This window comes from Enterococcus sp. DIV1368d (genome assembly GCF_050542975.1).
GTDB lineage: Bacteria > Bacillota > Bacilli > Lactobacillales > Enterococcaceae > Enterococcus_D > Enterococcus_D casseliflavus.
This window is the reverse complement of record NZ_CP172939.1, coordinates 329452-348283: the sequence shown is the minus strand read 5'-3', so window position 1 is coordinate 348283 and position 18832 is coordinate 329452. Positions and strand designations below refer to the sequence as shown.

General features: G+C 44.5%; 19 protein-coding genes. 1 reads left to right on the top strand and 18 read right to left on the bottom strand.

Annotation, left to right across the window (positions count from 1 at the left end; genetic code table 11):
- Positions 1–2: 2 nt before the first annotated feature.
- The 15 genes from IGJ44_RS01665 to IGJ44_RS01595 form a co-directional block, all read right to left on the bottom strand.
- Complete coding sequence (locus IGJ44_RS01665; protein ID WP_005227173.1) at positions 3–884, bottom strand: carbohydrate ABC transporter permease; 882 nt, start codon at positions 882–884, stop codon at positions 3–5.
- An 11-nt stretch (positions 885–895) separates the two neighbouring features.
- Complete coding sequence (locus tag IGJ44_RS01660) at positions 896–1807, bottom strand: ABC transporter permease (RefSeq protein WP_005232388.1); 912 nt, start codon at positions 1805–1807, stop codon at positions 896–898.
- A 352-nt stretch (positions 1808–2159) separates the two neighbouring features.
- The gene (gene ruvB, locus IGJ44_RS01655) at positions 2160–3161 is read right to left on the bottom strand and encodes a Holliday junction branch migration DNA helicase RuvB (RefSeq protein ID WP_005227171.1); all 1002 of its coding nucleotides are present in this window, start codon (positions 3159–3161) and stop codon (positions 2160–2162) included.
- A gap of 14 nt (positions 3162–3175) precedes the next feature.
- Complete coding sequence (gene ruvA, locus IGJ44_RS01650) at positions 3176–3766, bottom strand: Holliday junction branch migration protein RuvA (RefSeq protein WP_005232405.1); 591 nt, start codon at positions 3764–3766, stop codon at positions 3176–3178.
- A gap of 181 nt (positions 3767–3947) precedes the next feature.
- Positions 3948–4379 (bottom strand): peptide-methionine (R)-S-oxide reductase MsrB, encoded by a 432-nt coding sequence (msrB, locus tag IGJ44_RS01645; protein ID WP_167826638.1) that lies wholly within the window; start codon positions 4377–4379, stop codon positions 3948–3950.
- An 88-nt stretch (positions 4380–4467) separates the two neighbouring features.
- Positions 4468–4866, bottom strand: coding sequence for a GFA family protein (locus IGJ44_RS01640; protein WP_167826637.1), 399 nt, complete (start codon positions 4864–4866; stop codon positions 4468–4470).
- Positions 4867–4868: 2 nt separating this feature from the next.
- The gene (locus tag IGJ44_RS01635) at positions 4869–5429 is read right to left on the bottom strand and encodes a Maf family protein (protein ID WP_167826636.1); all 561 of its coding nucleotides are present in this window, start codon (positions 5427–5429) and stop codon (positions 4869–4871) included.
- On the bottom strand, positions 5426–7534 hold the full coding sequence (gene mutL, locus IGJ44_RS01630; RefSeq protein ID WP_413130217.1) for a DNA mismatch repair endonuclease MutL: 2109 nt from the start codon (positions 7532–7534) through the stop codon (positions 5426–5428). Before mutL ends, IGJ44_RS01635 begins: the two co-directional genes overlap by 4 nt.
- Positions 7535–7549: 15 nt before the next feature.
- Entirely contained in the window at positions 7550–10102 is a 2553-nt protein-coding gene (gene mutS, locus IGJ44_RS01625; RefSeq protein WP_096742126.1) for a DNA mismatch repair protein MutS, read from the bottom strand.
- A complete protein-coding gene (locus IGJ44_RS01620) occupies positions 10086–10475 on the bottom strand; it encodes a YlbF family regulator (RefSeq protein ID WP_086294443.1) in 390 nt (129 codons plus the stop codon). Before IGJ44_RS01620 ends, mutS begins: the two co-directional genes overlap by 17 nt.
- A gap of 7 nt (positions 10476–10482) precedes the next feature.
- Positions 10483–11280, bottom strand: a complete 798-nt coding sequence (locus tag IGJ44_RS01615; protein WP_010748642.1) for a TIGR00282 family metallophosphoesterase — start codon at positions 11278–11280, stop codon at positions 10483–10485.
- Positions 11281–11430: 150 nt separating this feature from the next.
- Positions 11431–12666, bottom strand: a complete 1236-nt coding sequence (gene pepT, locus IGJ44_RS01610; RefSeq protein WP_167826634.1) for a peptidase T — start codon at positions 12664–12666, stop codon at positions 11431–11433.
- 37 nt (positions 12667–12703) lie between these two features.
- Positions 12704–13126, bottom strand: coding sequence for a methylglyoxal synthase (locus tag IGJ44_RS01605; RefSeq protein WP_008376307.1), 423 nt, complete (start codon positions 13124–13126; stop codon positions 12704–12706).
- Between the two features lie 118 nt (positions 13127–13244).
- A complete protein-coding gene (locus tag IGJ44_RS01600) occupies positions 13245–14021 on the bottom strand; it encodes a Cof-type HAD-IIB family hydrolase (protein ID WP_005227160.1) in 777 nt (258 codons plus the stop codon).
- A 217-nt stretch (positions 14022–14238) separates the two neighbouring features.
- Positions 14239–15036, bottom strand: a complete 798-nt coding sequence (locus IGJ44_RS01595) for a formate/nitrite transporter family protein (protein ID WP_005227159.1) — start codon at positions 15034–15036, stop codon at positions 14239–14241.
- Positions 15037–15403: 367 nt separating this feature from the next.
- Between IGJ44_RS01595 and rpsD the strand changes: the two genes are divergently transcribed.
- Entirely contained in the window at positions 15404–16015 is a 612-nt protein-coding gene (gene rpsD, locus IGJ44_RS01590) for a 30S ribosomal protein S4 (protein ID WP_005227158.1), read from the top strand.
- Positions 16016–16161: 146 nt separating this feature from the next.
- Here rpsD and spx read toward each other — a convergent pair whose 3' ends face one another.
- The 3 genes from spx to IGJ44_RS01575 form a co-directional block, all read right to left on the bottom strand.
- Positions 16162–16611, bottom strand: coding sequence for a transcriptional regulator Spx (spx, locus tag IGJ44_RS01585; protein WP_010748641.1), 450 nt, complete (start codon positions 16609–16611; stop codon positions 16162–16164).
- 50 nt (positions 16612–16661) lie between these two features.
- Entirely contained in the window at positions 16662–17063 is a 402-nt protein-coding gene (locus IGJ44_RS01580) for an Asp23/Gls24 family envelope stress response protein (RefSeq protein WP_005227156.1), read from the bottom strand.
- A gap of 286 nt (positions 17064–17349) precedes the next feature.
- Positions 17350–18795 carry a peptidoglycan DD-metalloendopeptidase family protein gene (locus IGJ44_RS01575; protein WP_338325572.1) on the bottom strand — a complete coding sequence of 482 codons (1446 nt, stop codon included), beginning with the start codon at positions 18793–18795 and terminating at the stop codon, positions 17350–17352.
- Positions 18796–18832 lie beyond the last annotated feature (37 nt).

The window sequence follows — 18832 nt, the reverse complement described above, 5'->3', positions numbered from 1 at the left end:
TTCTATTCTTTTACTGCACCGGCCATCATACCGCCGATAAAGTGTTTTTGAAGCAATGGATATATAATTAAAATTGGCACTGTCGTGATGACGATCGTAGCCAACTGAACCCCACGGGTCGTTGCTTGAACGATAAAGTCGGTACTACCGCTTTCAGTCATCGTACTCAAGTTGGATTGGACGATGATTTCATAAATCTTCATTTGCAGCGGATAGAGATACTCTTTTGTGATATACAGTTTTGTTGTCATAAAATCGTTCCATTGGCCAACCCCGTTGAACAAGATGATGGTTGCCAAGGCCGGTTTCGTTAATGGCAAGAAGATTTTATAGAAGATTTGGAATTCACTTGCACCGTCGATCTTTGCCGATTCTTCGAGTGAAGGCGGAATCTCACGGAAAAAGTTCATTAAAATCACGACATCATAGTAGCTGAACAAAGCTGGAATAATGTAGACCCAGAAAGAATCCAGTAATCCTAGCGAGCGAATCAGCAAGTACGTTGGAATCATCCCACCACTGAAGTACATGGTGATGACCCCCATCGTTGTATAAATGTTGCGGCCAACCAAGCGTGATTTACTCAATCCGTAAGCCACGATCGCACAAAACAAGGTATGGGTCGCAGCCCCAAGAACCGTTTTTAACACTGAGATCAAGAAGGCACGGGGGATACTTGCGTCGGAAAAAACTTTCCGATAGTTTTCCCAGGTAAAGCCTTTGGGCCATAACACGAGGCCGTTGCCCGCTAATCCAGAACTAGAAGACACGGAGGAAACCAAGATATTCCAAATCGGTACGATGATCATCAATGAGAATAAAATCAAGATCACGGTATTGAAGAAGTAAAACCACGTGTTTTCTTTTGCTTTTCTTTTGATCATGTTTTTTCCTCCTATAAGATAACTGAATTGCCGTTGTTCAACTTGCGGGTCACTCGATCCGTGATCACCAATAAGATGACGGAAATGACCGCGATCCCCAAGCCGACAGCAGTTGCATAAGAGAAATCACCTTGCGTCAACCCCATTTTATAAACGAAGGAGTTGATGACTTCTGAACGGTTTTGGTTCTGTGAATTCATTAAAACTAATGTTTGATCTAGGTTTGACCCTAAGATACCGCTCACATTCAGAATCAAGTTTAAGGAGATGATCGGTGTCAGTAATGGCAATGTGATCGAACGAATCTGTCTTAGCTTGCTGGCACCATCGATTCGTGCGGCTTCATAAAACGTTGGATCGATCCGCGACATACCTGCCAAGTAAAGGATCGTTCCCCAGCCGACTTCTTTCCATAGATCAGAAAGGACCGCGATCCACCAATATTTGCTTGGATCCAATAGATGATTGACCCCTTTGTCCATCAATCCTACAGACATCAGCACTTGGTTGATAAAGCCGTTCGTTGACAGCCAAGAAATCATCATCCCACCTAGTACGATCCATGAGAAAAAATGGGGAATGTATGAAACCGTTTGAATAAATTTCTTCAAGCGGCCATCTTGCATTTCAAAAATCATAATGGCTAACACAATCGGGATCGCAAAACCTAATCCTAATTTCAATAAGCTGATGGCTAACGTATTTCTAACCGCTTCCCAGAAAAAACTGTCATTCATAATAATACGGAAATTCTCTAATCCCACCCATGGTGCTGATGAAATCGTGTCAATCACCGTATAGTTTTTGAAAGCGATTATAATTCCGTAGATCGGAATATAATTAAATACGATCATAAATGCCACGCCGGGAAAAACCATCCAGTGAAGCTGCCGTTGACTATAAAACTTTTGCAGTTTACTCATACACAAAATCTCCTTCTTTCTATCCTCGCAACACTACCTATATCTCCACATTTTGGTGAAACGTTTCTACAAAAAGATTATATCCGCTGCCAATCGAAAATGCAAGCCTTTTCAATTAATTTTTTCAGCTTTTCTTTTTTCACAAATTTTGTTGGGTTCCTCACAAATACAAAAGCTTTCATATCAGCTTTTTCAGAAGAAATCCTTTTTCCAAACACTTCCGTTTAATCAAATTTCACAAATAATGTATTTTTTCAACATCGATTGACCCACAGAAATTATTAAAAAATAAAAAGAAACGTTTCACCAAAAGCACAAAAAAGCAGCAATCATTGCTGATTGCTGCTTCCTTCTATTCACTTCTTTGCGGATAGCCAAAATGGTCATAGGCTAACGGCGTTGCGATCCGCCCACGCGAGGTGCGTTTCAAAAATCCTTTTTGGATCAAAAACGGTTCGTACATATCTTCCACTGTTTCGGTTTCTTCCCCGATATTGACAGCGATCGTACTTAATCCCACCGGGCCGCCTTGGTACAATTCGATCATCGTGCGGATCAATTTCTGATCGATATAATCCAAGCCAGCATGATCGACTGCCAAAAGCGCCAATGCCTGGTCAGCAACGGTGCGATCGATCAATCCATCCGCTTGAACTTGCGCATAATCGCGAACTCGTTTAAGCAAACGGTTGGCGATCCGTGGAGTGCCTCGGGATCTGCGGGCGATTTCGATCGCCCCTTCTTCCACGATATCCGTTTCAAAAATCGACGCAGTCCGCTGCACGATCTCTTTTAAATCATGGTCTTCATAATATTGCATATGAGAAATGATCCCGAAGCGATCCCGTAATGGCGCCGAGAGCATCCCCGCCCGCGTCGTTGCGCCGACTAAGGTAAATGGCGGAAGCGGAAAATGAACCGGGTGAGCCGTTGTTCCTTGCCCCACCATGATATCCACATAAAAATCTTCCATTGCCGAATAAAGCATTTCTTCGGCGACACGAGGCAAGCGATGGATCTCATCGATAAACAGAACATCCCCTGGCTGTAGCTCATTCAAGATCGCAATCAAATCCCCTGGTTTTTCGATCGCAGGACCACTGGTCGTCTTGATTTGGACCTGCATCTCGTTGGCGATCACCATTGCCATCGTTGTTTTCCCTAAGCCTGGCGGACCATATAAGAGGACATGGTCCAACGCTTCTTCTCGATTTTTCGCCGCTTGGATATAAATCGAAAGCTCCTGCTTGACTTTGTCTTGTCCGATATATTGGGCAAGGGTTTGCGGACGCAAGGATTTTTCGATGATCTCTTCTTGTTCTGTGCTTTCTGGCGAAACAATTCGTTCATCCATCGTCTACTTGCTCCTTACTTTTTCATCATCAATCGGAGAGCTTCCCGCAAGTACTCATCCGTCGATTTTGTGGTATTCGCCGCTAATTGTTTTTCGGCTTTCTTGACTTCTTTTTCGCTATAACCCAATGCTTTCAAGGCTTCCATTGCTTCATCTAAAGCAGTCGTTGCCACGCTTAGAGGAACGATCGCTTCTTCTCCAACCAGTTCAGCCACTTTGCCTTTCAAGTCTAGGATCATTTGCTGCGCCGTCTTTTTACCGACACCTGGGAACTTAGTCAAATAATTGACGTCCCCATTTTCGACTGCCGTGATCAACCCTGTATGGTCTTCATTGGCCATGATTGCTAACGCACTCTTTGGTCCAATACCTGAGACACTGATCAATTTTAAAAACAACTGCTTGCCTTCGATCGTGGCAAAGCCGTAGAGACTATGAGCATCTTCACGAATCACTTGGTGCAGATAGATTTTTACTTCTTGGTTCAACTTGCCGCTAAATGAATACGGATTGCCAAAAGCGATCTGATAGCCGATGCCATGGGTCTCAACGACGATATACGCCGGAAAGATATCCGTTACTTTTCCTATGATATATTCGTACATGTGCTTTCCTTTCTGTACATATGTTCCCTTTATTGTAGCACAGACGAGAGGGCAAAAAAAGGACTGTGAACGAAGGAAAAGGCTTAGCAGGAAACAAACGGAGGAAAAACCGTTGTTTCAGTCGCATTTTTTCAAACGAGACATGCTGCTGCGTCTTTTTTTCGCACACAGTTCCTAATACTTACTCAACGAGTGATTTGAATTCGCCATAGCCTTTTTCATCCATTTCTGCTAAAGGGATGAACTTCAATGCTGCCGAGTTGATACAATAGCGCAAACCGCCTTTGTCCTGAGGACCGTCTGAAAAAACATGTCCTAAATGAGAGTCAGCTTCTTTGCTGCGGACTTCTACCCGATGCATGCCGTGAGAAAAATCGGCTTTTTCTTGAATATCTTGGCGACTGATCGGCTTCGAAAAGGACGGCCAGCCACAACCAGCGTCATATTTATCAGTAGAAGCAAACAATGGTTCTCCGTTGACGATATCAACATAGATCCCTTTTTCATAAAAATCATCATACTCGCCAGTAAAGGGGCGTTCGGTTGCATTTTCTTGGGTCACCGCATATTCGATCGGCGACAATTTTTCTTTTAATTCTTTTTTATCTATCATTTTTTCACCTGCTTTTCCTCTAGACTCATCCTGTATGCTCTATCATGCCTTTTTTCTTAGCGAATGTAAAATGACTTGCTCAAATTATTTAAGGGTTTTGCAGCTTTTCCCAACGAGTCGTTGGTTCCGCAAAATGGTAAAACTGCGGTTGGTCTTCTGTATAGATTTCTTCGGTTAAGACAGCTTCTGGCAAGTTGCCAAATAACCCAGCCGCAAAAAAATAGGTGTGTGTTTCTTTGAGGTAAAAGAACAGGCTCGAGCCGCATTGACTGCAAAATCCTCGCTGTGCCCACTCAGAAGAATCGTAACGTCGCAGCCACTTCGCTCCTTGAAGAGCCATCTGGTCCTCAGCGCATGGCGCAAGAGCAAACATCGGTCCGCCGTGAAATTTCTGGCAGAGACTACAATGACAAACCGTGATTTCTTTCGCAACTCCCGTCAAGTTGATCGTGACTTTGCCGCAAAGACAACTACCAGAAACATCCATCCTTATTCCTCCTCCGTAAACTCTTGCAACAACTGATAGACCGTAGCGACAGGAAATCCTACGATCGTATAAAAATCGCCGTTTATCGATGAGACAAATATTTTGGCTGCCCCTTGGATCCCATAGGCGCCCGCTTTGTCTTGGTACTCATCTAAGACAAGATACTTGTCGATCTCTTGATCCGTCAAGGGACGAAACACAACTTCCGTCGAAATCACTGCTTGGCGTTGCTGTTTGCCTTTTTGCAAAACGACGGCGGTATGCACCCAATGGGTACGTCCGCTCATTTTTCGCAACATCGACCGAGCATCTTTACGGTCGACTGGCTTTCCTAAGATTTCTTCACCCACCACGACCGTCGTATCGCTCGCGATCACCAGATCTTCAGGATAGGTTTGCGCAATAGCCGCCGCTTTTTCGGCTGCCATCCGTTGGACATAAGGGATCGCAGCTTCGTTTGGTCGGACCGACTCGTCGATATCTGCTGGTATGACCGCAAATTCCGAGACTAACTCTGCTAATAATTCTTTGCGCCGCGGCGACTGTGAAGCTAAAATAATCATTCCATGCCACTCCTTGCTCGATGAGGATCTTGAATTCGTTTGAACATCCGTTCCATGTCGCTGTTGGTAAAATGGATCAGCACCGGACGACCATGGGGACAGTTGAAGGGATTCTCGCATTTCGCTAAATCTTGCAACAAGATCCTAGCTTGTGCTTCATTCAAATAGTGATTGGCTTTGATGGATCGTTTGCAGCTCATCATGATCGCGGTTGCTTCACGAAACTTTTTGACACTGACACTTCCTGTCGTCAATAACATATCGATCATTTCGCGGATGATGGCTTCTTCTTCACCGCTAGGGTACCACGTCGGGTGCGCTCGGACGATGAAACTATTGGTCCCAAAAGATTCCAGATGGATCCCGACTTCCGCCAGCTTTTCACTTTGTTCTTGTAATTGCAGTGCATCGCTGTTGGGATAATCCAAAACGATCGGCACTAACAATTCTTGCAGGTCATTGGTCACTTCGCCGATTTTTTCGCGGTAATACTCATATTTGATTCGTTCTTGTGCCGCATGCTGGTCGACGATATATAGACCCGCCTCGCTTTGGGCAAACAAATAGGTCCCATGCATCTGCCCAAAATAATCCAATTGGGGAAAACGCTCCTTCGCTGGTTCTTCTTCCAGCAACCGTTCGACCGTTTTTAGGTAGTTGCGGTCATCCCCATGCATTTCAGGATGCAGAGTCGCTTGACTTTGCAGATCTTGCGCCGTAAGCTCTGGCGTCTCATCTGGGAGAAAGACTGGCGCTTCTGGCAGCGGTGCTTTTGTTCCCATCTGGTCTTCCACAAATGGTTTTCGGACAGGCTTATTTGGCAGCGTCTCTTCCAAACTGCGAAAGGTTTCCTCGGTTTCTTCCAACAGGTTTTCGCTAGATTCCTGTGGCATTTCTGGAAGTTTTCCACCTTCCTCCACAGGTTTTTCCACAGAGTTATCCACAGTCTGTTGATAAGTATTGCCCTGAACCTCAAATTTCCCTGTTTCGCGATTATAAGACAACCCAGAAGTCGAATTTCCTGCTGACTCCAGTTCCAAGCCAAGCTGCTGGGCTTTTGGCTGATCGGCCACTTTTTTCTTGAAACGCAGATTGTCAGCGGCGTTAGGAATCAAATTGATTTCCCGCAGCGCCTCATTGATGGCTTTACTGATTAGCTTGGTCAGTTCGTCTTCTTTTGACAAACGAACTTCTTGCTTAGTCGGATGAACGTTGACATCGACTAATAAGGGGTCCATTTTGATTTCAAGGACAGCTAATGGAAAACGACCGACCATCAATTTTGATCCGTAACCAGCAACGATCGCTTTATTCAAAGCGAAATTGCGAATATAACGACCATTGATGATCGTGGATAAATAGTTGCGGCTGGCTCGGGTGACTTCTGGCAGTGACACAAAGCCAGTGACTTTAAAGTCGAGGTCCTCAGTATCGATCGCGATCATTTTTTTGGCGGTTTCCACCCCGTAGATCCCTGCGATGGTTTGCTTTAACTGCCCACTTCCAGTGGTGCTCAACATCTTATTGCCTTCATGAACGAGACGAAAAGCCACTTCTGGGTGGCTCAGGGCGATCCGATTGACGATATCGCCGATGTTCGCTAGTTCCGTTTGCAGCGTCTTGACATATTTCAAACGTGCCGGTGTATTGTAAAAGAGGTTTTCCACAGTGATCTTGGTTCCTTGCCGCAAGTTGGCAGGCAGATGCTCTTCAACAGCGCCGCCTTTTAAGCGCACAAAGGAGCCTTGTTGGGCGCCTTTGACTGCCGTTTCAATCGAGAGGATTGAAACCGAAGCGATACTAGGCAAAGCTTCCCCGCGAAACCCGAGGGTACGTATTCGAAACAAGTCATCCCGATTGTGGATTTTACTGGTGGCGTGGCGTTTAAAGGCAGTCAAGACATCCTCTTCTGCAATTCCTTCGCCATTATCGATGACTTGGATTTTACGCAAGCCCGCTTCTTCAATAAAAATATCGATTTGGGTACTGCCGGCATCCACGGCGTTTTCAACTAATTCTTTGACGACAGAAGCCGGTCGCTCAACGACTTCTCCTGCCGCGATTTGGTTCGCCAGACGTTCGGATAACTCTTGGATCTTTCCCATCTGCTGACCTTCTTTCTAAATTCGTTTTTGCAGCTCGTACAATGTATTCAGAGCATCCATCGGGGTCATTTCCAACAGATTCAATTTCTTCAACTGATCGATGACGCCGATTTCTTCCGTAGATACTTCACTAAACAACGACAACTGCTGACTTTCTTCGACGACGGGTTTTGGTTGTACCGTCGGTTCATGTTCTTCCAGCGCTTTTAATATCGTGGCTGCGCGCTGTAAGAGTGCACTTGGCAGTCCAGCGATTTTAGCTACATGGATCCCATAGCTTTTATCTGCGGGCCCTTCCATCATCTTATGCAAGAAGACGACTTCGCCTTCTTTTTCAACGGCACCGACATGGACATTGCGCAAGTGCGCCAATTCCTCATCTAAAACCGTCAGCTCATGATAATGGGTGGAGAAAAGTGTTTTGGCATGAACTTCTTTGTGGATATATTCAATGATGGCTTGTGCCAATGCCATGCCATCATAGGTCGCAGTCCCACGCCCTAACTCATCAAACAAAATCAAGCTGTTAGGCGTTGCATGACGCAGCGCTTGGTTGGCTTCCATCATCTCCACCATAAACGTGCTTTGACCGGCGATCAGGTCATCGCTGGCACCGATGCGAGTAAAGATCCGATCAAAAATCGGCATCTCTGCAGATTGTGCGGGTACGAAACAGCCGATCTGCGCCATAATGACTAGCAAGGCAAACTGCCGCATGTACGTACTTTTCCCAGACATATTTGGGCCTGTGATCAACAAGATCTCTGTTTCTTCATCCATCACGATACTATTCGGAATGTACTCTTGGTGACCAAGGACTTTTTCCACTACAGGATGACGGCCGTCGATGATCGATACCGCTCGTTTTTTCGCTACTGTCGGCCGCACGTATTGGTAGCGTTCCGAAACTGTGGCGAAACTTTGTAAGACATCGACCGCACTGACGGCTTTGGCTAACTTTTGCAGACGGGTGATACTCTTTTTCACTTCTTCACGGACGTCAAGAAACAGGCGGTATTCCAAATCCACTGATTTCTCTTCGGCTTCTAAAATCAAAGTCTCCAGTTTTTTCAACTCGGGGGAAATAAACCGTTCCGCATTGGCTAACGTTTGCTTGCGCTCGTAGCGAGAGGTATCTAAATTCACTAGATTGGCTTTCGTGATCTCAATGTAATAGCCAAAGACGCGGTTGAACCCAACTTTCAGGTTTTTGACTCCCGTCGCTTGGCGTTCGTTGGCTTCTAATTCCGCCAGCCATTGCTTGCCGTTACGCATCGCTGTACGGTATTCATCTAATTGTTGATGGAACCCGTCTTTGATGATGTTGCCTTCTGTGATCTGTAACGGGGCATCTTCATCGATCGCAGCTTCGATCAGTGCAACCAAATCATCTAGGGGCGTTAATTCCAGCAGCAAGTCATTCCACTCGCCACGGTTGATGCCTTGCAGCAATTGCGCGATCAGAGGCACTTGCTCCAAAGAAGATTTCAACTGCAGCAAATCGCGGCCATTGACATTTCCGAAGGCGACCCGTCCGACTAAGCGTTCCATGTCATAGACTTTCGTCAACGCTTCTTGCAGATCTGCTCGCTCAAAGAAACTGTCCAGTAACGATTGGACCATTTCTTGGCGGGCAGTGATTTTCTTTGGCTGGATCAAGGGACGGTCCAACCATTGCTTTAACAAACGGCCACCCATTGCGGTTTTTGTCTCGTCCAACAACCACAAAAGAGTCCCTTGTTTTTTGCCAGTTCGAATCGACTGCGTCAATTCTAAGTTGAATTTGGAATAATGATCCATTTTCAAGGCATGATCGGGCTGATATTCCACGGCTTGTTGAATATGCGCTAAACTGCGTTTTTGGGTGATCGCCAAATAACTTAGCAACTTCCCTGTGACTACTTTTTCTAACTCTTGGGAGAGAGGTTCTGTTAAAAATTGAAATTCGGCATTTTCTTCCAACGTTTCTTGCTTAGAAAACACGACATTCAAGCGATTGGTCAGTGTTGTTCGCAATGACTCAGGGATCTCGCTGCACAAAACGACTTCTTTCGTTTGCAGAGCGGCGGCCTCATTGACGACAGCTTCTTCATCTTCCAATTGCGCTGCTTTTAATTCACCGGTACTTAGATCGACATAGGCAAAGCCAAAACGCTCCCCTTGCTGCAAAACAGCTGTCAAAAAGTTGTTTTCTTTGGCGGATAGGCCTTTGCTATCCATCACCGTTCCCGGCGTGATCAGTTGAACGACTTCGCGTTTGACCATTCCTTTGGTGGTTTTTGGATCTTCCACTTGCTCACAAATCGCTACTTTGTAGCCTTGCTCGATCAAGGTGTCGATGTAATTGCTGGCAGCGTGGTAAGGCACCCCACACATAGGGATCGGTTCCTCCGCATTTTTGTTGCGGCTGGTTAACGTAAGTTCTAAAATTTGTGCTGCCTTGACAGCATCCTCATTAAATAATTCATAGAAATCCCCTAAACGATAGAATAAAAAAGCATCTTGGTACTGAGCCTTGATGCTTAAATACTGTTCCATCATCGGGGTATTTTTAGTTTTTTGAGGCATTGGTTTCATCCTCCTCGATGGCTTTATTCATTTTCTTTTGGATCTCCGTCGTGACATATTGCAGCAATTCATCTGCTTGCAGTAACGCTTGGCGATAAGCAACCACTAAAGGATGCTGCTCGTATTCGTTTGTCAATGACGCATAACGCTGCTCGGCAGCTTTTTTTGCTTCGGGTTTCTCATAATGCTCAAATTGAACGATCTCTTTTTGCGCTTGCTTCAGCGCTGCTTCCAGCTCCAATAGCCCTTGGTTTTGCAAGGCTCGTGCTTGAATTTCTTGAAATTCTTGAACGATCGGATGATCAGACAAGAGCCTTTGCAAAGCAGCCAGCTCTTGGGCAACGTGTGGTTCCTTGGCTAATTGCTCTTCCATGCTTCTCCTATTCTGTAAACGGGCGATCTTCACTGATTTGGATCGGACGGATCGATTTTGCTTTACCAGTGGCTTCATCAATCTCAAGCAAGCAAGCCGACAAAATACTGCGGCCTTTTTCAATCACTTCAAACCGTTGCGGCAACGCCGTCAAAAATTTTTCAATGACTGGTTCGCGTTTCATCCCCAAGATCCCATCATAAGGACCAGTCATGCCGACATCTGACAAATAAGCCGTTCCTTGGGGCAAAATCCGCGCATCATTGGTCTGGACGTGGGTATGCGTGCCGACGACTGCCGAAACACGGCCATCCAAATACCAGCCCATCGCTTGTTTTTCGCTGGTGGTCTCCCCATGAAAATCCACAAAGATAAACGGTGTACGTTTGCGGGCAATCGCAACCAGTTCATCCATTTTGCGAAACGGATCATCAAGGTCTACCATGAACGAGCGAGCTTGCATGTTGATTACCGCTAATTCAATGGTGTTGACTTTCACAAATACCATGCCGACGCCCGGTGTTCCCTCTGGAAAATTGGCTGGACGAATCATTTTCTTCGCATCGCCAATAAATTCAAAAATGTCACGGTTGTCCCATGTATGATTGCCTAGTGTCACGACATCGACACCATCTTGCAAAAATTTCTTATAGATTTTACCAGTGATCCCACGACCCGCCGCAGCATTCTCGCCGTTTGCGATCGTCACCTGTGGCCGATACGCCTTTTTTAATTTTGGAAGGTACTCCGTGATCGTTTCTCTTCCTAATGAACCAACTACATCTCCAATGAATAATACCCGCACACATTTTTCCTCTTCTCTTTTAGCTTCTTTTCTATTATAAGGGTTTTGGTCCAGAAAAAAAAGGTTCTTTCACTTGCGGTTCTTCCCTGCAGCAGAACAAAAAAACACGCTAGACTCTTTCGCATCAGTCTAGCGTGTCGCTTAATTCTCTTAGGAAACAGTGGTGTCCTCTTGTCCTACATGTTCTACGATCGCCACGATCAAATCACGGGCTTTTTCCATCGCTTCCACGGTAATAAATTCATACTGGCCATGGAAGTTTTCACCGCCGACAAATAAGTTCGGTGTTGGGATCCCTTTATAGGTGATTTTCGAGCCATCGGTCCCGCCACGAAACGGTGCTTCGATCGGCGTCACGCCAATCGCTTGCATCCCTGCTCGGGCAGCTTCGATACTGCGGGGATCTTTCTTGATCAAATCCCCCATATTGTAATATTGATCATACAGCGTATAGGTGATACGTTCTTGCCCATAGGCTGTGTTCAGTTCATCAATGATCCCCACGATGTTAGCTTTTCGCTGTTCAAAAAGCGTATGATCGTGATCACGAATGATATACGAAACTTCTGCTCGACCAATATGTCCCGTCAAATTGTGCAGCAGGTAGAAGCCTTCATACCCGCGGGTGCGTTCAGGAACTTCCTCTGCTGGTAAGGCATCATCGATTTGATGCGCGATTTTCAAGGCGTTGACCAAACGACCATAGGCAGTCCCAGGATGCACACTCGTACCGTCGATCGTTATATCGATACGAGCCGCATTAAAGGTTTCATACTCCATATGGCCCACGCGACCACTGTCCATCGTGTAAGCAAATGCTACTGGAAAATCCGCCGCATCAAAGCGATCAGCGCCAGTCCCGATCTCTTCGTCAGGACCAAAAGCGACCCAGACATCGCCACGCTTATGCGCATCCATCGTTTGTAAGATCCGCAGCGCATCAATGATCTCTGCGATACCAGCTTTATCATCTGCACCCAGCAGGGTCGTTCCATCCGTTGTGATCAACGTTTCGCCGACATAGTCTTTGAGATTAGGAAATTCAGCAGTTGTCATATAAATGGCTTTTTCTTTATTTAAACAAACATCCTTGCCATCGTAATTTTCATGGATCTGCGGTTGAATATTTTCAGCTTCGAAATCTGCCGTATCTACATGGGCAATAAAGCCAATCGCCGTTTTTTCAGGATTACCAGGTAGACGTCCGATCACAAAACTATTCTTTTCATAGTAAGCAACATCCGCTAATCCCATCTCGATCAACTGATCTTTCAATAAAAGAGCCAACTCAACTTGTCCCGGCGTCGTTGGGATGGTCTGACTCGTGGCATCCGAGCGAGTATTCATTTTTGCATAGGTCAAAAAATCCTTTAAGATTGCTTTCAATTCTGCACGTCCTTTTTCTTCAATTCTTCTACTATCTTTATAACGACAGGGGACGATTGTCCGTTTCGTGGATCACTTGTCGAAAATCAGCAAAGCCAGCTGCTAACCCGCGCAGCAAGATCTCTGCCGTTCCCATATTGGTGGCTAAAGGAATCTCGTACACGTCTGACAAGCGAATCAATGCCGTTACATCTGGTTCATGGGGTTGTGCGGCTAAAGGATCGCGCAAAAAGATCACCATGTCCAAGTCATCTTGCGAAATCATGGCGCCAATTTGTTGATCTCCTCCCAGTGGTCCTGATTTGTAGCGGTGGACAGGCAACTGGGTTGCTTCTTCGATCCTCTTCCCCGTAGTTCCTGTTGCGAAAAGTTCATGCTGCGCTAAAATTTCTCGATAGGCAGTCACTAATTTTACCATTACATCCTTTTTTCGATCATGAGCAATCAATGCGATTTTCATTTGCTGCATTCCCCCTTTTTTCTATTGTACCAATTTATTTTCTTTTCGACCGAGAAAAAACAAAAAAACATAGCACAGATGCCGCAAATCGACTGTGCTATGTCTAAAGGATTCCTTTTTAAATCAGTTGTAATTCTTTCAAGGCTAACCAGATGCCATCTTCATCATTGCTAGCAGTCACCATATCTGCGACTTGTTGGATCTCAGGGACCGCATTGCCCATTGCCACACCGACACCTGCGGCAGTCAGCATTTCACGATCGTTTTGGCCATCACCAAAACAGATCACATCTTCTTGTGCTATCCCTAATTGTTCTGCGACACACAGGATCGTTGCTGCTTTGGAGCCTTCTTTTGGAACGACATCCACACTGTTTTCATGCCAACGTACAAAACGCAGTTTGCTGTATTTCTCGTCAAAGAAATGCTCATACTCTTTTCCGTAAAAAGCCAATGCTTGATAGACTTCTTTTTCTTCAGGAAAGTCCATGTCCAACTCAGGAAGTTGGGCACCAAAGGAATGCATCGCTGCTTCCATTTTAGCAATATCCAACGAAGACGCTCGTTTCGCTGTATCCATCCCGACAAATGCCGTATCGATCCCAAGCTCTTGGGCTTCTGCCACGAAAGCAGCCAATTGCGTTTCATCGAGCAAATTTTTATACACCTGCTGATGCGAAAGAAAGGCGGCTGCCCCATTACATAAAATGTAATTATCAAAGGACAACGAACGAATAATGTCTTGGGCGTGAAAACGACTGCGCCCAGTGGCAACGGTCACGAAATGGCCAGCATCTCGCAGAAGGTCAAGGGCTTTTAGCGTACTGTCTAGTGGCTGTTTGTTCGAGTCAAGCAAGGTTCCATCAATATCAAAGGCAAAGAATTTCCGATTCATAAAAGGTTAAGGCTCGCTTTCTATTAAGAAGTAACTAAGATTTTGGTCTTGGTTGCGGTCATTTTTACAAAAAACAGCAAGAAAAACCGTACATACTTATTCTTAACACAAATGACCGCTGATTTCAACGCTCCGTTAAGGGATGATAGCTTCTTCCTAGAGAAATGTTAGAGAAAAGAAAAAAAGAAGCATCGCTGCTTCTTTTTGTAGGTTCTGATTAGTCGACATAGGTCGATTTTGAGTTGTTCAACCATGCATAGCCAAGTCCCATGACCAAGCCACCGCCGATATAGTTACCGATAAAGGCAAAAACTAAATTATGGATCACACTGCCGACAGTCATGCCTGCCAAGTGTCCGCCTGAAGCCCAGAAAGCTAAGGTAAACGCTGGGAAGTTAGCGATGACGTGTTCGAAGCCTAAGAAAGCAAAGATAAAGATGATGAAAATGATTGCTGCGACTTTTCCAGCATCGTCTTTCATCCGCATGCTTACCAACACGGCTGTGTTTACCACGATATTAGCGAACATCGCTTCCACTAAAATTTGGATAGTGGATTTTTCTAATTTTGCAGTGATCGAGGTCAGCATAAAGTTGTCTGCGGTCAGCCCTTGAAAAGGTCCCGTTAGCGCAACGATCGAGCCGAAGATCACCCCGCCGATCAAGTTGAATAAGACACACGTAAGCAAAATTTTCAATGCCAAAGGAATACTTAGACGTTTACGGTAAACCCCAACAGTCATATACAACATATTCGATGTTCCTAATTCTGCGTTCATATAAAGAATCATGACTAAAGACCAGCTAAACATAAATGCATACAAAATTTTTCCTAACCCGTGAACCATTGATTCACCTTTCATAGCGATCGCAAAAGCAATAGCTGTTCCGAGGGTCAAGAATAAACAAGCCATCATCGCACGTACAGCGTAACGCAAATAACTACTCTTGATCAAATCGATTTTCTTTTCTATGGATGAATCGATCTTCTCAAATAATGGGGATACTGGATTCATTTTTCTACTCCTTTTATGAAAAATTTTACTTCGTTATAATTTGCACAATACTTCCATATTCTAATGACGAAATGCTGATTTGTAAAGAGATATTTGAAAATATAAGTAATTAATGAAAAATTTCAAGCTTTGTTTTCATCAAATCCAAAGCCAGCTCCATCTTGACTTTTGCCCCTAGTTTGTCGTATACTATTCCTTGTGTAAAATAATGCAGCAGGAAAATAACAGCTCGTCACCAGTTCGTTGCCCCTCGGGTGCAATTGCGTAACCGCGGCTGCAAAGGTGAAGATTGAAGAACGAACTGCACGAATGTGAGTTTTTCAACGGATTATTTTACTCCAAACTATTTTATTGGAGGAACTAAATTATGTCTCGTTATACAGGACCATCATGGAAAATTTCTCGTCGTTTAGGAATTTCTTTATCAGAAACTGGAAAAGAATTGGCACGTCGCCCATACGCTCCAGGTCAACACGGACCAAACAGCCGTGGCAAAAAATCAGAATACGGCATGCAATTAACTGAAAAACAAAAATTGCGTCATATGTATGGCATGAACGAACGTCAATTCCGTACATTGTTTATCAAAGCAAGCAAAATCAAAGAAGGTAAACACGGTGTTAACTTCATGATCTTGCTAGAACAACGCTTAGATAACGTTGTTTACCGTCTAGGTTTAGCAACTACTCGTCGTCAAGCACGTCAATTAGTAAACCACGGTCACGTTTTAGTTGATGGCAAACGCGTTGATATCCCTTCATACCACGTTGAAGTTGGACAAGTCATCAGCGTTCGTGAAAAATCACAAAACATCTCAACAATCAAAGAAGCAGTTGAAGCAACAGCTGGCCGCGCGTCATTTGTAAGCTTTGACAGCGAAAAATTAGAAGGTTCATTAACTCGTTTACCTGAGCGTGATGAATTGTCTGCAGAAGTTGACGAAGCACTAGTCGTTGAATTCTACAACCAAAAACTTTAAGATTTCAAACGACACGATTCCTTTTTGGAATCGTGTTTTTTTGTGGACTCAACGGATTTACGGATCCTTTAAGAAGACCCTTAAAAAATACCAAAAAAACCGACAATGATACATCGCTGTATTCATTTGCCGGTTTTGTTCCTATTTTAGATAAAGTTCGCAACAGATTCGCCTTCTTCTTGCTTTTGGCGATAATTAAACATGAGCAGCTCTGTTTGGCGACGTTTGAAAATGATCTTTCGTAAGTTTCGTGGCACGAATTTACGAATGTCTTCTTCATTGTACCCCACTTGGAGCTTGTTCTCATCTAAGATAATTGGTCGTTTCAATAAGTTCGGGTATTTTTCGATCAATGAAAGTAACTCTTCTAGCTTCAACTCTTCTAAATCAATGTCTAGCTTTTGGTACACTTTCGAACGAGTAGATATAATGTCTTCCGTTCCATTTTTCGTTAAAGAAAGAATCTCCATTAGTTCATCACTATTTAATGGATCGCTAAAAATGTTTCTCTCTTTAAATGGTAGTTCATTTTCGGTCAACCATGCACGGGCTTTACGACATGACGTACAGCTGGGTGTTGTATACAGTGATATCATTTGTTCATTCTTCCTTTCTCTTTAATGTACTTCGATTTTTTGTCTGGTGCTCAACCTTCGATTTGATCGATCGTTTCCTGTTTGACGATATCGGCGATTCGAATATTGATCTCTTTGACTTTCAAAGAAGTCAAGCGGCTAATTTCTTCTAAGACCACTTCTTGGACTTGCGCAAAGAGTTTGGGGATATCTTTGCCGTAAGCCACGATTACTTCCAAATCAACTGCAACCTCTTCTTTGCCAACTTCCACATCAATGCCAGAAGCGACTTGCGGCTGTTCTTCAAGGTTTTCGGTCATATCTGAAAGAAATCTGCCATTTACACTAATCAAGCCATCAATTGACTGCAAAGCGACACCAACAATTGTTTCAATGACTTTCTCTTCAAAGGACAGTGGACTTGCTTGCGCTGCTTCATTAGACACATTCGTTGTTTGCTGATCGTCAGTCATTTTTCACACTCCTTGGTTAAATAAGAAAGGATACTAGAGACATCGCAAAGTCGCATACACGACCTTGTCTAAAGTGGACATTCCTCTTGGGAATTTTTTTCCCTACCTTTCTAGCATAAATTCTTTTTGTTTTTTTTACAAAGAAAAACACTTGTTTTCGGAATAAATTTATCGCGCAAGATAAAATGAATGCGCTAAAAAAATCTCAAAGCATAATTTTCCTGAAATGATTCGTTTTTCTTGACAAAAAAAAAGAAAGCATCTACAACGCTCTCTTTTTTTCGTGTTATTTTGACAAAACTTCCAACGGATCAATCAGTTGGTGTCGCGCTAAACTTGGTGAAAGACTGACTTCAAAATGCAAGTGCGGGCCTGTACTGTTCCCCGTACTTCCCATAGAAGCAATCACCTCGCCTTGTTCGACCGTTTGACCGACTTCCACTAAATTGCGATGATTGTGGGCATACAATGTCGTCAGCCCATCTTTGTGCTCGATGGCAACATAATTTCCCCATGAAGAATGATATTCTGAGCGGATCACCGTTCCTGAAAGACTAGCCATGATTGGCGTTCCTTGTGGTGCGGCGAAGTCCACTCCACGATGAAACCCATTGCCTCGCGGACCAAAGACAGAGGAGACAACTGGATTGCTGACAGGATAGATCATCTTTTCGCTGCCTGTCGGTAATTCTGGTTTCTCTTTGTCATAACTCGTCAGGGCATACGCTTCGATCAGCGCATTCAGCTTCTCATTGTATTGTGTATCTGATGCATAACGTCCGGTCAGATATTCCGTGGCGTCTTCATAAGATTTCGTTTCTGATTTCCAAACACCTTTATAAAAATTCGGATTGTGGTCCAATCCTTCTTTCAACAATTTCGCATAATCTTTCAAAGAAGATTCGATGCTGTCATATTGGCGAAAAGTGGCATGAACTGTGTATAAATTACCAGAGCCATCGTCTTCTTGCGTTTGGAAGGAAATCCCATTCCCTTCATAAAGTCCCTTAATACCAAATAAGTTATAAAAAGGCTCTTGGCTCAGACGGCTTCTTCCGCTGCCAGATTCTAAAATCGCTTGGGCAATCATGACCGATGCGTAAAGATCTTCTTCTTGTCCAACTTTACGAGCATCTTCTCCAATCTCCATAATAAAGTCCCATGTTTCTTTGACTGGCGTGACTTCAAATTTTGCTGGCTCATCTTCTTGCGGCGGCGTTACCGTCAACTCTGGTACATTCGGTACTTCTTTGATGTCAGGCGAAGGCTGGCTTGGTGTTGATTCTGGCTCGGGATTTGGTGTTGTCTCTGGTTCTGGTTCTGGATTTGGTTCTGGATTTGGTTCTGGTTCTTCTGGTTCTGGCGCCGGCTCAGGTGTTGGTTCTGGTTCTGGATTCGGCTCAGGATCAGGATTTGGTGTCGGCTCTTCTGGTTCTGGTGTTGGTTCTGGTGTCGGGGTTGGTTCTGGTTCTGGCAAAGGTTCTGGTGTTGGCTGTTCAGGAGCAGGTGTTGACTCTCCTGGAACTACTTCGCCGTTTTCTCCTGGTACCGTTGCGGCATCTTCAGGGACCAAGCCCATGGTTGGCCCGTTCACTCCCGGAACCGTTGACTCAGCTGTATTTTGACCTGCAGTAGACTCGTTCGTCAAAACAGATGCCGCAGCCGATACTGGCAGCATTGTTGAAAATTGACTGGTAATAATGGCAATCGCCATCCATTTTTTTATTTTCATTCGTGAACTTTCCTCCTTTATTCCTCCCTCTATCATA

What these genes read in the sequence shown, in the direction of transcription:
- IGJ44_RS01665 (WP_005227173.1), bottom strand. Translation starts at nt 884, where the DNA reads ATGATCAAAAGAAAAGCAAAAGAAAACACGTGGTTTTACTTCTTCAAT.
- IGJ44_RS01600 (WP_005227160.1), bottom strand. Translation starts at nt 14,021, where the DNA reads ATGAATCGGAAATTCTTTGCCTTTGATATTGATGGAACCTTGCTTGAC.
- rpsD (WP_005227158.1), top strand. Translation starts at nt 15,404, where the DNA reads ATGTCTCGTTATACAGGACCATCATGGAAAATTTCTCGTCGTTTAGGA.
- IGJ44_RS01595 (WP_005227159.1), bottom strand. Translation starts at nt 15,036, where the DNA reads ATGAATCCAGTATCCCCATTATTTGAGAAGATCGATTCATCCATAGAA.
- ruvB (WP_005227171.1), bottom strand. Translation starts at nt 3,161, where the DNA reads ATGGATGAACGAATTGTTTCGCCAGAAAGCACAGAACAAGAAGAGATC.
- IGJ44_RS01580 (WP_005227156.1), bottom strand. Translation starts at nt 17,063, where the DNA reads ATGACTGACGATCAGCAAACAACGAATGTGTCTAATGAAGCAGCGCAA.
- IGJ44_RS01660 (WP_005232388.1), bottom strand. Translation starts at nt 1,807, where the DNA reads ATGAGTAAACTGCAAAAGTTTTATAGTCAACGGCAGCTTCACTGGATG.
- mutS (WP_096742126.1), bottom strand. Translation starts at nt 10,102, where the DNA reads ATGCCTCAAAAAACTAAAAATACCCCGATGATGGAACAGTATTTAAGC.
- IGJ44_RS01605 (WP_008376307.1), bottom strand. Translation starts at nt 13,126, where the DNA reads ATGAAAATCGCATTGATTGCTCATGATCGAAAAAAGGATGTAATGGTA.
- msrB (WP_167826638.1), bottom strand. Translation starts at nt 4,379, where the DNA reads ATGATAGATAAAAAAGAATTAAAAGAAAAATTGTCGCCGATCGAATAT.
- IGJ44_RS01575 (WP_338325572.1), bottom strand. Translation starts at nt 18,795, where the DNA reads ATGAAAATAAAAAAATGGATGGCGATTGCCATTATTACCAGTCAATTT.
- spx (WP_010748641.1), bottom strand. Translation starts at nt 16,611, where the DNA reads ATGATATCACTGTATACAACACCCAGCTGTACGTCATGTCGTAAAGCC.
- ruvA (WP_005232405.1), bottom strand. Translation starts at nt 3,766, where the DNA reads ATGTACGAATATATCATAGGAAAAGTAACGGATATCTTTCCGGCGTAT.
- mutL (WP_413130217.1), bottom strand. Translation starts at nt 7,534, where the DNA reads ATGGGAAAGATCCAAGAGTTATCCGAACGTCTGGCGAACCAAATCGCG.
- IGJ44_RS01640 (WP_167826637.1), bottom strand. Translation starts at nt 4,866, where the DNA reads ATGGATGTTTCTGGTAGTTGTCTTTGCGGCAAAGTCACGATCAACTTG.
- IGJ44_RS01635 (WP_167826636.1), bottom strand. Translation starts at nt 5,429, where the DNA reads ATGATTATTTTAGCTTCACAGTCGCCGCGGCGCAAAGAATTATTAGCA.
- IGJ44_RS01620 (WP_086294443.1), bottom strand. Translation starts at nt 10,475, where the DNA reads ATGGAAGAGCAATTAGCCAAGGAACCACACGTTGCCCAAGAGCTGGCT.